This window comes from Evtepia sp. (assembly GCF_056797215.1).
In genome coordinates this window covers 1-14,506 of sequence record NZ_JBQILM010000019.1, presented here as the reverse complement: position 1 = coordinate 14,506, position 14,506 = coordinate 1, and the positions used below count along the sequence as shown (strand labels likewise).

Here is a 14,506-nt window from a genome sequence, read left to right as displayed (position 1 = left end):
TGTTTCATAGGGTTCTATCTCCGAAGTGTGTCATGTTTGTGTTGTTTGGGTGCTGGGGCTTTGCCTCATGTGCCGGACCATCGCCTGGAACATTTTGTGGATGTCCACCGGCTTTGCCAGATGGGCATTCATCCCGGCGTCCTTTGCCAGGACAATGTCCTCCTCAAAGGCGTTGGCGGACAGGGCAATGATGGGCACGGCCTTGGCGTCGTTCCGGTCCAGGCCGCGGATCACCCGGGCCGCCTCATAGCCGCTCATCACCGGCATCATCAGGTCCATGAGGATGCAGTCGAAGGCCCCTGGGGGGGAGGCTGTGAAGGCGTCCACGGCGGCCTTCCCGTCCTTGGCGGTGACCACCTCTGCCCCCGCCTCCTGAAGGATGAATTCCACGATTTCGCAGTTGATCTCATTGTCCTCCACCAGGAGCACCCGCATCCCGGCGATCTTGCCCTGGACATCCTGGATATCCTGCTCCTGCGCAGACTGCCCGTCCCAGGCCTCATCCACCCGGGCAGGCAGGGTGATTTGGACCACGCTCCCCTTGCCCACCTGGCTGTCCACAGAGATGCTCCCCTTCATCTGGTCCACCAGCTTCTTGACGATGGACATCCCAAGGCCAACGCCGTGGTAGTTGGTCCTGGCGCCCTGGTGCTCCTGGGTGAAGGGCTCGAAAATGTGGGCCTTGAACTCCTCCCCGATGCCAATGCCAGTGTCCTTGACGGTAAAGCGGTAGCTTGCCTTCCCGGCCTGGAAGCCGGTCTCCTCTGCCCGGACAAAGACGGAGCCATGGGGCTGGTTGTACTTCAGGGCGTTGTCCATCACGTGCATCAGGATTTGCTTCCAATGGAGGGGGTTGCCCAGCAGCCTGGTGTGTTCCAGGCCCGAGGCCTCCCATTCCAGCTGGATTTCCTGCTCCTGGGCCATGGGGGAGAGGATGGCGATGCAGTCCTCTAGGATGGCATGGAGGTCAAAGGGCTCCTCCACCTCCGCCGGCCTCCCGCTCTCTAGCTTGCTGACTTGGAGGACGTCGTTCACCAGGGACAGCAGGTGCTGCGTGGACACCCGGATGTTCCTCCGGCAGGCCTCCTGCTGTTCTGGGTCGTCCTGGCTTTTTTCCAGGATGGCCAGCATGCCCAGGATGCCGTTGATGGGGGTGCGCAGGTCGTGGGACATGTGGGAGAGGAACTCGCTTTTGGCCGAGTTTGCCTGCCGCACCCGTTCCAGCAGCTCCAAAATGGATTGCTCCTGGCGCTTCCTGGTCATCATGGTCTCTGTGATGTCCTGGTGGTAGCCGTTCAGGCAGACCCCCGGTTTCTTAAATGTATGGTCGGGCACCCCGCCGCAGCGGACGTAAAGCTTTCCCAGGGTCGGGTGGTTCCAGGGATAGGTCCCCTCGGCCCGTCCGGTTTTCAGGATTTCCTGCACCGTCTCCTGTACCATCTTCACATAGTCCGGTTCGATGCGTTCAAACCAGTGCTGGTAGCAGGCTTCCGGCTCGATCTCGTCGGGCACCCCCAGGAGGATGCGCATGGTCCGGTCGGCGTACATCCTGGGCAGGCAGCCGTCCTCCAGCTCGATGGTCCAAATGCCCGTCCTGGCCCCCTCTAGGATGTCCTCTAGGCTCTGCCTGGCTTCCAGCTTGTACTTCTCCTCCTGCTCCACCACGGCGTTGACGTCCCGCTGGGCAAAAATGGCGCAGGGCTCCTCCTGGGTCCGTTCCGTGGCGGAGAAGTGGATTTCCAGGTGCTTCAGGCCGGAGGCGCTGTCCTGCACCTGGTAGCGGACCGAGAACTTCTTCTCCGCCCGGAGCTGTGCCAGCACATAGTCCTTTTTCGTCATGGCCCGCAGCCGGGCCTGGTCCTTGGGGATGACATAGGTGGAAATGTACCCCTCCATGGCCTGCTGGTAGCCCGCCTGGAACTGGGCGGCCCAATCCACCCGCACCTGCTCGCTGTTCCGGTAGACCTCGCACTCCCCTGTGTCGAAGTTCACCTCATAGATGCCCAGGTAGTCCACGCTGAGGGCGTGGAGCACGTTATAGCTGCGCTTTTGCAGCTCCCGGAACAGGTTGCGCCGCCGGAGGGCGGATACGATAAAATAGGCCGCTGTTTGGAGGATATTGGAGGCGTATTCCAGCAGCTTGACCGGGGGATTGTCCACGCCATAAAAGCCAATGATGGCCTGGCCGTCATACAGGGGGACCACCACAAGGGAACGGATGCCCTGCCGTTTCAGGGTATGATGGAGCAGGGGCTCGGCTTCCCGGATGTCCTCCAAGTCCTTGATGACGATATGCTTGCCGATCCTAAAATTCCGGTACCAGCTGGCGCACACCTCCGGGGGGAGGTTTTGGAGCTGTTCCTTCTCCGGCTCCACCCCGTGGGCCGTCCACTCATAGGTGTTGTCGTCGCAGCCGGAGGCGTTTTGCTCAAAGATATAGGTCCGTTCCCCCTTCAGCGCATTTCCCAGGTGCTGGAGCAGCACCTCTAGGGCCTGGTCCGGCGCTTCCTCCAACAGCGCGGCACGCAGGCCCTCGTTGATCACGGCTTCCAGGTCCTGGACGCTCTGTATCCCTCTGGTATAATGCCCCTGGGCCTCGACGCTTGGGGTGGCGTCTCCTGCCTGTGCCCGAAGCCCTTCTGGATGATCCATATTCCTGCCCTCCACATAGGCCGCTTCCCGGCCATCGTTACCACAGCGAAGTCCAGGGGGGAGCGGAAAACACGTCCCCTCCCTTAAAATATAGGTATCATTCTGTCTTATGTTGTCATCTTCGCCGTAACGTTTAAAAATCCCTGTCATGATATCATGCGCTTTCCATCCTGTCAATCATAAGCGGCAGAAGATAAGAAAAAAGCAGTGGTCCGGCCTTCTCCGAACCACTGCCCGCTGTGAGCGCTTTATTCTTTTCGAGGAAAGTTGACAGGAAGCCCTATGTGCCAGTATAATAGAGTTGCCCCGCAGCCAGCGGGGAGAGAAGAGCGCTGTTACATAGGCGGTTGGCCCACCGATTGTACCCCTAAGCAAAGATAAAATAGGGGGGAGGTGGCTGCGGATGTGGAAAGAGAAGCTCCTGCTTTTGCTGCGCGCCTTGGCGTGCACAGCAGTGTTGGCCTTGCTCATGACTGCAAAAGCGTGTTGACCGCCCGGCTAGCACCCGGACGGTCAACGTAAAGTTGATGTCTGTTGTGGGCTAACTGCCGTAACAGCGCCCTTCTGCGTCCATTATACTAACATGCCCGTCTGTTGTCAACCATATACCGGCAAGAAAACCTGTCCCCTTTTTCCACATGGTTTCGTGGAGAGTTGACAGGAAGCCCTATGTGCCAGTATAATAGAGTTGCCCCGCAGCCAGCGGGGAGAGAAGAGCGCTGTTACATAGGCGGTTGGCCCACCGATTGTACCCCTAAGCAAAGACAAAATAAGGGGGAGGTGGTAGCGGATGTGGAAAGACCGAGTACGTTTTGTGCTTCGTGTTCTAGCATGCCTGGCGGTTTCGCTGGTTGTGCTGTCCATAAAAGCAGGTTGACCGCCCGGAAGGCACCCGGACGGTCAACTTTTCATAAGTTGATTTAATGTTGGGCCAACCGCCGTAACAGCGCCCTTCTGCGTCTATTATACTAACATGCCCCTCTGTTGTCAACCACCTTCTGGGACAAAATCCCCCCTCTCCCCCGGAGTTTCCCCCCTTTCTTCCCTTGACACTTCCCTTTTCTATAGAGTAAGATAAAAGACAATGAATGAATCAAGGAGAACCACACTACATGCCTGAAAGCAAGCAATACGGCAATGACTCCATCTCCATGCTGGAGGGGGCCGACCGGGTCCGCAAACGGCCCGGCGTGATTTTCGGCTCCGACGGCCTGGAAGGCTGCGAGCATGCCGTCTTTGAAATTTTATCCAACGCCATCGACGAGGCCCGGGAGGGCTACGGCAAGGAGATCATCGTCACCCGCTACCAGGACGGCCGCATCCAGGTGGAGGACTTCGGCCGGGGCTGCCCTGTGGACTGGAACGAGAAGATGGGCAAGTTCAACTGGGAGCTGGTCTTTTGCGAGCTCTACGCCGGGGGCAAATACGACAACCTCAGCGGCGAGAACTATGAGTACTCCTTAGGCCTCAACGGCCTGGGGGCCTGTGCCACCCAGTATGCCTCCCGCTTTATGGACGTCACCGTCCACCGGGACGGCAAGCGCTACGACCTCCACTTTGAGCGCGGCTCCCTGGTGGGGGAGATGCAGGTGAGCCCTGCGAAAAAGAAACAGACCGGCACCTCCATCACCTGGCTGCCGGACTTGGAGGTCTTTACCCAGACGGACATCCCCGAGGACTACTTCACCGATGTCCTGCGCCGCCAGGCGGTGGTAAACGCCGGAATCCTGTTCCGCTTCCGCAGCCAGGGGGCAGAGGGCTTTGCCGAGACCTTGTTCCAATATGAGCACGGCATCGCCGACTATGTGGCGGAGCTGGCGGGAGAGAACCCCCATACCCCCATCCAGTTCTGGAACGCCGAGCGCAGCGGCCGGGACCGGCCGGACAAGCCGGAGTATAAGGTCAAGCTCTCCTGCGCCTTCTGCTTCTGCGCCGCGCAGCACGCCGTGGAGCACTACCACAACTCCTCCTTCCTAGAGCACGGGGGGGCCCCGGAAAAGGCCATGCGTTCCGCCTTCCTCTCCGCCATGGACGGCTGGCTGAAGCAGAACGGCAAGTACACCAAAAGCGAGGCCAAAATCACCTGGCCGGATATCCAGGAGACCTTGATCTTTGTCTCCAACAACTTCTCCACCCAGACCTCCTATGAGAACCAGACGAAAAAGGCGGTGAATAACCGCTTCATCCAGGAGGGCATGACGGACTTCCTCAAGGAACAGCTCCAAATCTTCCTGCTGGAAAACCCCCAGGCTGTGGAGGAGGCCGCCCGGCAGATCCTGGTGAGCAAGCGCAGCCGGGAGGCCGGGGAGAAAGCCCGCCTCACCATCAAGAGCAAGAGCCTGGCGGGGTCTGTGGATTTGGCCAACCGGGTCCACAAGTTTGTGGACTGCCGCACCAAGGACGTGAAGCGCCGGGAGCTGTACATCGTGGAGGGCGACTCCGCCCTGGGCTCGGTGAAGCTGGGCCGGGACGCGGAGTTCCAGGGGATTATGCCTGTCCGCGGGAAGATTTTGAACTGCCTGAAAGCGGACTATGGGAAAATCTTCAAAAGCGAGATCATCACCGACCTGTTAAAGGTCATGGGCTGCGGGGTGGAGGTAAAGGACAAGCACAACAAGGACCTCTCCCTGTTCAACCTGGAAAACCTGCGCTGGAATAAAATCGTCATCTGTACCGACGCCGACGTGGACGGCTACCAAATCCGCACCCTGATTTTGACCATGCTCTGGCGGCTCACCCCCACCCTGATCCAGGAGGGCTATGTGTACATCGCGGAATCCCCCCTCTATGAGATCGGCGCCGGGGGCAAGACCTGGTTTGCCTATTCCGAAAAGGAGAAGGCGGAGATTTTGGCCCAGATTGCGCAGAAGAAAGTGACCATCCAGCGCTCCAAGGGCTTGGGCGAGAACGACCCGGAGATGATGTGGATGACCACCATGAACCCCGAAACCCGCCGCCTCATCCGGGTGATGCCCAGCGAGGCAGAGCGCACAGCCCAGATGTTCGACCTGCTCCTGGGGGAAAACGCCCAGGGCCGCAAAGACCATATCGCCGAAAACGGCCACAAGTATTTGGATTTGGCAGATATTTCTTGATTTGTACGACGGGTATGTTGGGCTGCCGCCCAAACCTGCCTGAAAGGGAGTGTTATTCATAGCACGTAAAAAACAACCCCCCAAAGAGCGCAAGCGCCCCGAACCCACCGGGGTCATGGGCCTCCACGGCCAGGTGGTGGAGCAGCCCATCACCGATACCCTGGAAATCAACTACATGCCCTACGCCATGAGCGTCATCGTCTCCCGTGCCATCCCGGAGATCGACGGCTTCAAGCCCTCCCACCGGAAGCTCCTCTATACGATGTACCAGATGAAGCTCCTCTCCGGCAACCGCACCAAATCCGCCAACGTGGTGGGGGCCACCATGAAGCTCAACCCCCACGGGGACGGGGCCATCTACGAGACCATGGTGCGCCTGTCCAGGGGCTACGGGGCCCTCCTGCACCCCCCTGTGGACTCCAAAGGCAACTTTGGCAAGGTGTACTCCCGGGATATGGCCTACGCCGCCTCCCGGTATACCGAGGTGAAGCTGGACGGGGTCTGCCAGGAGCTCTTCCGGGATATCGACAAGAACGTGGTGGACTTCGTGCCCAACTACGACGGCACCCTCACCGAGCCGGTGCTCCTGCCCACCAGCTTCCCCAATATCCTGGTGTCCGCCAATATGGGCATCGCCGTGGGCATGGCCTCCAACCTGTGCGGCTTCAACCTGGGGGAGGTCTGTGACGCGGCCATCCAGCGCATCCGGGACCCGGAGGCGGAGCTGTTGGATACCCTGAAAGCCCCCGACTTCCCCACCGGCGGCCAGCTCCTCTATGACCGCCGTGAGCTCTCGGAGATTTACCGCAGTGGCCGGGGCTCCTTTAAGGTCCGGGCCAAGTGGCGCTATGTGAAGGAAGAAAACCTCATAGAGATTTTTGAAATCCCCTACACCACCACCGTGGAGGCGATTTTAGACAAGGCGGCGGAGCTGATGAAGGCGGGGAAGCTGAAGGAAGTCTCCGACATGCGGGACGAGACCGACCTCTCCGGCCTGAAGATTGCCATCGACCTGAAGCGGGGCACCGACCCGGAGGCCTTGATGCAAAAGCTCTTCAAGGCCACCCCCCTGCAAGACGCCTTCGCCTGCAACTTCAACGTCCTCCTGGAGGGCATGCCCAAGGTCTGCGGCGTGGGGGAGCTCTTGGACCGCTGGACAGACTGGCGCGCGGACTGCGTGGCCCGCTGCGCCCGCTTTACCTTGAAGCAGAAGGAGGAGAAGCTCCACCTTCTCACCGCCCTAGAGGCCATCCTCCTGGACATGGACCGGGCCATTGCCATCATCCGCAACACCGAGCAGGACAGCCAGGTGGTGCCCAACTTGATGGAGGCCTTTTCCCTGGACGAGCCCCAGGCGGAGTATGTGGCGGACATCCGCCTGCGCAACATCAACAAGGAGTACATCCTAAAGCGCACCGCCGAGCGGGAACAGCTGGCGGCGGACATTGCCGACTTGCAGGACCTGCTGTCCAAGCCCAAGCGGATTCGGAAGGAGATCATCCGGCAGTTGGAGGAGGTCCGGGACAAGTACGCCCAGCCCCGGCGCACAGAGATTGTCCAGGCCCAGGACCTGCCCAAGGACGCCCCCCAGGGGGAGCAGGTGCCGGACTACCCTGTCCACCTCTTCCTCTCCCAGGAGGGGTATTTGAAAAAGATCACCCCCCAGTCTTTGCGCATGTCTGGGGAGCAGCGGTATAAGGAGGGGGACGGCCCCGCCTACCACTTTGAGACCAGCAATGCCGCGGAGCTGCTCCTTTTCACCAACCGCCAGCAGTGCTACAAGACCTGGCTCCACAGCTTTGACGACAGCAAGGCCAGTGTCCTGGGGGACTACCTCCCCGCCAAGCTGGAAATGGAGGAGGGGGAGAGCATCGCCTGCGCCCTCCTGCCTGGGGAGGACTACGCCGGGGAGCTGTTGTTCTGCTTCCAGAACGGAAAGGTGGCCCGGGTGCCCCTGAGCGCCTATAAAACCGTCACCAAGCGGAAAAAGCTCACCGGGGCCTATTCCGACAAGAGCCCCCTGGTGGGCATCCTGCCCCTGGGGGGGGGGGAGGACGGGTATGTGCTCACCTCCACCGAGGGCCGCGCCCTGATCTTCACCGCCGGGCAGATCCCCCCCAAGAGCACCCGCAGCACCCAGGGGGTCCAGGTGATGAGCCTGAAAAAGAGCAATACCGTCCAGCATGCCCAGCCCCTGGCGGGGAGCCAAATCGTGAACCTCTCCCGCTACCGGGCCCGGAGCCTCCCGGCGGCGGGGGCCCTCCTGAAAGCCGAGGACCAGGGGGATACCCAGCTGGCCATGGAGCTGTGAGGCCTTCCAGATAGAAAGCCCTTGACGCTGGTTTCCGTCTACGGTACAATGAACCCAAAGAAGCGTAGTGGACAAAAAGAAAATCTTAGAGGATGAGTATGACATCCCAATGACGCAGAAACTGGATGAGGAGGTGTCGTCTATGTGTAATCTGAGCGAAGGCGTGATGCGCAAGGGTGTGGCCAAGGGCCGCGCGGAGGGTATAGCCAAGGGCCGCGCGGAGGGTATAGCCAAGGGCCGCGCAGAGGGTATGGCAAAAGGTATGGCAGAGCGAACCCTCTCCAACCTGCAAAGCCTGATGAAAAATATGGGGCTGTCTGCCGAACAGGCCATGACGGTGCTGGAAGTCCCGGAGGCAGAGCGGCAGCAATACGCGGATTTGCTGAAAGGGCACCCTGGCCCTGAGAAAGGGCTTGAGCAGTGAACACCGCCCCCGGACCGCCTGTTGGTCCGGGGGCCTTTTGATTTAGGACTGTGACCAAAGGAGGAGGACACCATGCGTAAACAGGAACCCACCCCAGCCCAGGAGCCTGTCCAGGAGAGGGAGATGGACCCCAGTATCCGTCCTGGCGGGGTATTCATGATGCAGCTATTGATGAAGGACCGGGCCCCCCTGCCCCCTGAAGCGCAGATGCAGGCGGTGCTTCAAGCCCACGTGGGGGCGGTGGAGCCCGTGCGGGGGGAGACCGCCGCCCTTTTCGCCGCCCTGGACCACACCGCCCAGTTCAAGGAGGGCAGGCTGCCGGTGCAGCTGTCCATCCTGGGCTGTGAGCCCTTCCAGGGGCGGAACATTGGGAAGGACAAGCGGGCCCAGATGTGGGACTGCCAGGGGGAGCGGGACCGCCTGTTGGAGGAATGCCGCTATGCCGTCCTGGCCCACGACCTGATGGCGGGGGGCTTGCCCAGCCGGGAGCGGGCGGACCTGCTCATGGACTATCTGGAAGCCCTGTTGGAGCTCTACCCCAGCTGTGAGGCGGTGTATTTCATCAACTCCGGCAAGCTGCTCCTGGCCCAGGACATCCGAAACAGCCAGGCCACAGGCCCGGACCGCTATGTGAATTTCGTGGTGAATGCCCGTTTCTTCAACATCACCGGCACCCAGGACCAGGTGGTGGACACCCTGGGCCTGAGCTTGCTGTACATTGAGGACCTGCAATACCACTTCCACCACATGGACCCCAACTGGGTGGTGAACCATGCCTACAGCCTGGCCAGCTACCTGCTCAACAACGACTGCCCCATGAAGGACGGCGACAGCATCGACGGGGTTGTGGACGGGCAGCTGGCCCCGGAGGTCCAGTGGCCTTGCCACTTTGAGGAGGCCCTGGTCGCCCCGGCGCGGGCGGTGCTGGACGTGTGCATGGGGGAATACGCCGCCGGGGGGCGGTAAATTTTCCCGCTGCCCTGGTATAAAAACGGAGGAATCGTATGAAACTAGTGTTAGCATCCCAATCCCCCCGCCGCAAGGAACTGCTGGGGCGGCTGGGATTGGAGTTTACCACCAAAGCGTCCCAAGTGGACGAGGAGGCCTTTTCCGCCGCCACCCCGGAGGAGCTGGTAAAAACCCTCTCCCGGGAAAAGGCCCGCTGGGTGGCCCAGCGGGAGAGCGAGGACGCCATCGTCATCGGGGCGGACACCGTGGTGGTGCTGGACGGGGACGTGCTGGGCAAGCCCGGCAGCCAGGCCCAGGCCCGGGAGATGCTCCGCCGCCTCTCCGGCCGGGTCCACCAGGTCTACACCGGGGTGAGCGTATGCCAGGGGGACTTCACCGTCACCCAGGCGGAGGCCACCCAGGTGCGCTTCCGGCCCCTCACCGAGGAGGAAATCCACTGCTATGTCCGCAGCGGCGAGCCCATGGACAAGGCGGGGGCCTACGGCCTCCAAGGCCTGGGGGCGCTGCTGGTGGAGGGGGTGGAGGGGGACTACACCAATGTGGTGGGTCTGCCTATATGCCGCCTGGGGCACATCCTGCTCCAGTTTGGCATTGACTGCCTGGCCCTGGCGGCCCGGTGACGCTTTGGAGAAAGGAACAGCTTTTGAACGGGAAAAAATGGATGGGTATTGCTGCCGCGGCGCTGTCTCTGAGCCTGCTGGCAGCGGCCGTGTGGACGTTGTTCCCCAACGCCCCCGGGCCGCTGCGGCAGGTGGGGGAGAGGGTGTCGCGGCCCTTTCATCGCCTTTTTTCGGCAGGAAGCGAGGCCCTGGCCCAGGGCAAGCGCTATCTCGCCGGGATGGAGGCCCTCCAAGCGGAGAACCAGGCCCTGCGCCAGGCCCTGGCCCAGGGGGAGGCGGCGGCCCGGGCCGGGGAGCTGGCCCAGGGGGAGAACCAACGCCTCCGGGCCCTGCTGTCCCTGGACAGCGGGGAACAGCCCTTGCAGCTCACCGACGCCTGGGTCCTGTCCCGCAGCCCCGACAACTGGCGGGCCTGCGTCACCTTGGACAAGGGCAGCCGGGAAAACATCCAGGCCGGGCAGTGCGTCATTGACGCCCAGGGGGCCCTGGTGGGCCGGGTGGAGGAGGCCGGGGAGGACTGGGCCACGGTGGCCCTGGTGACAGACCCCAGCCTTTCCCTCTCCGGCCAGGGCACCGTCTCCGAAGCCCTGGGGGCCTTGGAGGGCCGCCTGGACCTGATGCAGGCGGGGGTGCTGGCCTTTACGGACCTCAGCCAGGGGCAGCAGGGGCAGCTTGGGGAGGGGGTGGTGACCTTCTCCCAGGGGGGCAAATACCCGGCCAAGCTCCTGGTGGGCACCGTCACCTCCCTGGCCCCGGACCCCGGCGGCCTCCTCTCCACGGCGGTGGTGACCCCGGCGGCGGATTTGGAGCACCTGGGGCAGGTGTTTGTGGTGACGGCCTTTTGATGGATAGGAGGGATGGCAAATGACGCGCCTGGGCTGTGCCCTGGCGGTGGTGCTGGCCCTGGTGGGACAGCTGCTGCTGGTGGGGGTACGGGTGCAGGGGGTACATCCCCTGCTGCTGCCCCCGGTGGTGTGTGTCCTGGGCCAGCGCTATGGCCCCGGACGGGGGGTGGCGGCAGGCCTTTTGGGGGGCGTTCTGTCCCTGGCCCTGGGGGGCGGCCTCAGCGGCTTTGCCCTGCTGCCCCTGGCAGGGGGCGCGGCGGGGGGCCTCTTTCCCCGGGGGGACGGGGCCCCCCGGCGGTGGCTGCTGTGCCTGCCGGTGCTGGCTGGCTATGAACTGCTGCTGGTGCTGGGGCACCTGGCAGGCAGCGGCGCCCCCCTGGGGGCCCTGGTGCTGGGGGCCAAGGAATGGGTCCTGTGCGCCCTGGCGGTGCCGGTGGCGGAGGGGCTTGTGGCCCTGTGTGGGCTGCTCAGACGCCGGAACAGGGGCTGCCCCGCCCCATAGGGGCTGCCCCAACACGATGCAATGCCACGGAAAGGAGACCCGTTATGGATTCACGCTTCCGCTCCCTCTACCTGCTCTTCCCCCTGGTCCTGCTGGCCTTTGGGGTGCTGCTCTGGCGGCTGCAAATCACCGCCGGGGCGGCGTATTATGAAAAATCCCAGCGCAGCATTGCGGAGCTGGAAACGGTACCGGCGGCCCGGGGGAAGCTGCTGGACTGCAAGGGCAATATTTTAGCCCAGGACCAAGTGTCCTGGACTGTGGTGGTGGGGGAGGATTGTGACGCTGCCGTCCGCCGCCGCCTAAGGGCCCTGTGCCGGGAGGCGGAGGTGGATTGGGACGGCCAAGGGGACATCCTCTCCCCCAACGCCCTGCTGCTGGCCTGGCTTCAGGAGGAGGCGTTGGAGGGGGTGTCCCTCTCCCCCGCTGTCCGGCGCCAGGGCAGCGGGGATTTGGCCCCCCAGCTCTTAGGACGGGTGGGGGCCATGAGCCAGGCGGAGTGGGAGCGCTACCGGGACCAGGGCTACGCCCTCAATGAGCTGGTGGGCAAGGACGGGGCCGAGGGGGCCTTTGAGTCCCTGCTCCACGGCAGCCCTGGGGTGCGCCTGGTGGAACGGGACCGCCAGGGGCAGGTCACCAAGCGGGCCTATGCCCAGGCGCCCACAGCAGGCCAGGACGTGACCCTCACCCTGGACCGCAGCCTGCAAGCGGCCGCCCGGGCCGCCCTGGTGGAGGCTTTGGAGAAAAACCCCCAGGCCACCGGGGCGGCGGCGGTGGTGCTGGATGTCCGGGACGGGGGCGTCCTGGCCATGGTGAGCCTGCCGGACTATGCCACGGAGCAGTTTTCCCAGGACTATAGCACCCTGGCCCAGGACCCCAACCACCCCCTGTTGAACCGGGCCATCCAGGGCCTGTACGCCCCGGGCTCCACCTTCAAGCTGGTGACAGCCGCCGCCGCCTTGGAGGAGGGGGTGGTAACCCCGGAGACGGAGATTTTAGACACCGGCCGCTATACCTACTACAAGACCCCCCAGCCCCAGTGCTGGATCTTCCGGGAGGAGGGGCGCACCCACGGCCCCGAGACCCTCAGCCAGGCCATTGCCGACTCCTGCAACATCTTCTTTTACGACGCCGGGCGGCGGCTGGGCATCGAGACCTTGGGCCGCTATGCCCACGCCTTGGGCCTGGGGGAGGAGACGGGCATTGAGCTGGCGGGGGAGCAGACCGGGGTGGTGGCGGGGCCTGCCTACACCCAGAGCCTGGGGGAGAAATGGTACGAGGGCAGCGTCCTCTCCGCGGCCATCGGCCAGGAGAACAACCGCTTCACCCCCCTACAGCTGGCCCACATGACCGCCACCCTGGCAGGGGGCGGCACCCGCTGGCAGGTGCATCTGTTGAAAAAAACCGCCGCCGAGGCCTACACCCCCCAGCCCTTGGGGTCCCTGGACCTGGAAGGGGAGCATTTGGAGGCCATCAAGGCGGGGATGCTGGCGGTGACCCAGGAGGGCTCCTTGGCGGGGGCCTTCCGGGGGCTGCCGGTGGCGGCGGGGGCCAAGACCGGCTCCGCCCAGGTGGCGGGGGCGGAGCTGGCCAACGCCGTGCTGGTGGCCTTCGCCCCCTATGAGGCCCCGGAGGTGGCATTGGCCATCGTGGTGGAGCAGGGGGGCTCCGGCACAGCCCTGGGGGCCCCGGCGGCGGCGATTTTAGGGGCCTATTTCCATTAGCTGCCCCGTCCCAGGATGCTGTTCAAATAGGGGATAAAGCTGCCGTCCAGCTGCCCCCACTGCCCCGGCTGGACCGTATACTCTGAGGCGGTGGGGGGCGTCATGGCGCAGACGTAGTCGTAGAGGGCGGCCTTTTGCATTTCTTCGTCCACGGTGGCCAGGCGCTGGCTCTCCTGACGGTCCAGCTTTGCCACCTTGGCTTGGACGTCACTTTTCACCTTCTCCGCGGCCTGGCTGGCGGCTTCGGCGGCGGCCTGTAAGTCCTGCTGCTCCTGGACAGTGCCCCCGTACTGGCGTTGGAGGGTTTCATACTCCGGGTCCGTCTCATAGCTTGCCCCGGCCCGTTCCTTGGCGGCGGCCAGGCCCTGGTCGTAGGCGGACAAATCCTGCTCGTGGGCGGTTTGGAAGTCCTTCCAGGCCTGGTCCTTGGCCACGGAATCGTAGAGGGCGGTGGCGTAGTCCGCCATGGCCAGGACAATGACGTCGCTGCGCTCCTGTAGATAGGCCCGTTCCTCTAGGCTGTCAGACTGGGTGCAGGCTTCCAGGTCGGCTAAGGAGCGTTCCACCATAAGCTGCTGCCGCAGGAGGCCGTCGCAGGCCACCGTTGCCTCCCCGGCGGTGAGGCATTGGCGCAGGTGGTCCTGGGTGAAGAGGGCGGCGGGGTCCTTTTGGGCCTGCCGGGCGGCATCGGCCAGGGAGGACAACACCCGCCGGTCCTGCTGGGCCAATTTGCCCTGGATTTCCCAGGCCAGGTAACGCAGCTCCAAAATCTTGCGCTGAAGCTCCTGGTCGGAGTCCAGCAGGGCGGTGGCGGCGTCGAAGTCCTCCGCCTGGCGCAGGGTGTCCAGACGGGTTTCCAGGTTTCGGAGGGTGCGGCGGTAGCCGCCATATTCCAGCAGAACCAGGTTCCCCTTGCATAGATTGAAAAAGTCCTGGGAGTCCAGAAAGCCGGGGTCGTATTTCAGATAGCGGTCCACCAGGGGGGCAAAGGCGGCGGCGTCCTTGTTCTCCTGGGCGTAGGCCTGGGCCTCTGATTCTGCCTGTTCAATCTGCTCCTCCAAGGCGGCCAAGGTGGCGTGGACCTCCTCCTCGGAGCTGGGGATATCGCTGCCGCTGCCGGGGGTGTGCTTGTAGAGGACTTGCTTCTCCCCGTCCAGAAGGAACAGCAGGGGCGGGTTCTCCAAGGCGGCCACCTCCGGGCCCTGGCGCGGGGTGCCGCTTTGCACCACCACCAGGGCGGTGACGTCGGAGACATCCCAGGCGTCCAGGGGGACCCAAGCCTGCAAGTCCGCCCGCAGGTCGCTGGTGAGGAGGGCGTAAATGGTTTTCACCTCATGGCCCCGGACCAACTGGCCTCCGGCCAAGGC

At 63.3% G+C, this 14,506-nt stretch carries 10 protein-coding genes; 8 read left to right on the top strand and 2 right to left on the bottom strand.

All coding sequences use genetic code 11. From position 1 onward, the window contains the following. Nucleotides 1-30: 30 nt before the first annotated feature. The gene (locus ACTOZL_RS05635; RefSeq protein WP_482477183.1) at nucleotides 31-2,652 is read right to left on the bottom strand and encodes an ATP-binding protein; all 2,622 of its coding nucleotides are present in this window, start codon (nucleotides 2,650-2,652) and stop codon (nucleotides 31-33) included. Between the two features lie 1,112 nt (nucleotides 2,653-3,764). On the opposite strand from ACTOZL_RS05635, the gene ACTOZL_RS05630 reads away from it, so the two are divergent. The 8 genes from ACTOZL_RS05630 to ACTOZL_RS05595 all read left to right on the top strand — a co-directional run bounded on the left by ACTOZL_RS05630 (nucleotide 3,765) and on the right by ACTOZL_RS05595 (nucleotide 13,139). Next, complete coding sequence (locus tag ACTOZL_RS05630; protein WP_482477182.1) at nucleotides 3,765-5,747, top strand: DNA gyrase/topoisomerase IV subunit B; 1,983 nt, start codon at nucleotides 3,765-3,767, stop codon at nucleotides 5,745-5,747. 58 nt (nucleotides 5,748-5,805) lie between these two features. After that, entirely contained in the window at nucleotides 5,806-8,058 is a 2,253-nt protein-coding gene (locus ACTOZL_RS05625; protein ID WP_482477209.1) for a DNA gyrase subunit A, read from the top strand. Nucleotides 8,059-8,167: 109 nt separating this feature from the next. Beyond that, nucleotides 8,168-8,482: a hypothetical protein gene (locus ACTOZL_RS05620; protein WP_482477181.1), complete on the top strand. Its 315-nt coding sequence runs from the start codon at nucleotides 8,168-8,170 to the stop codon at nucleotides 8,480-8,482. A 72-nt stretch (nucleotides 8,483-8,554) separates the two neighbouring features. Next, the gene (locus ACTOZL_RS05615; RefSeq protein ID WP_482477180.1) at nucleotides 8,555-9,448 is read left to right on the top strand and encodes a DUF4261 domain-containing protein; all 894 of its coding nucleotides are present in this window, start codon (nucleotides 8,555-8,557) and stop codon (nucleotides 9,446-9,448) included. 38 nt (nucleotides 9,449-9,486) lie between these two features. After that, nucleotides 9,487-10,071, top strand: coding sequence for a Maf family protein (locus ACTOZL_RS05610; RefSeq protein WP_482477179.1), 585 nt, complete (start codon nucleotides 9,487-9,489; stop codon nucleotides 10,069-10,071). 41 nt (nucleotides 10,072-10,112) lie between these two features. After that, complete coding sequence (gene mreC, locus ACTOZL_RS05605) at nucleotides 10,113-10,916, top strand: rod shape-determining protein MreC (protein WP_482477178.1); 804 nt, start codon at nucleotides 10,113-10,115, stop codon at nucleotides 10,914-10,916. 19 nt (nucleotides 10,917-10,935) lie between these two features. Then, entirely contained in the window at nucleotides 10,936-11,418 is a 483-nt protein-coding gene (locus ACTOZL_RS05600) for a hypothetical protein (RefSeq protein WP_482477177.1), read from the top strand. Nucleotides 11,419-11,462: 44 nt separating this feature from the next. Further along, nucleotides 11,463-13,139, top strand: coding sequence for a penicillin-binding transpeptidase domain-containing protein (locus ACTOZL_RS05595; protein WP_482477176.1), 1,677 nt, complete (start codon nucleotides 11,463-11,465; stop codon nucleotides 13,137-13,139). On the opposite strand, the gene ACTOZL_RS05590 is transcribed toward ACTOZL_RS05595, so the two are convergent. Continuing rightward, a partial coding sequence (locus ACTOZL_RS05590; RefSeq protein ID WP_482477174.1) for a hypothetical protein occupies nucleotides 13,136-14,506 on the bottom strand: 1,371 nt, incomplete at its 5' end. The two genes, ACTOZL_RS05595 and ACTOZL_RS05590, sit on opposite strands and share 4 nt — an antisense overlap.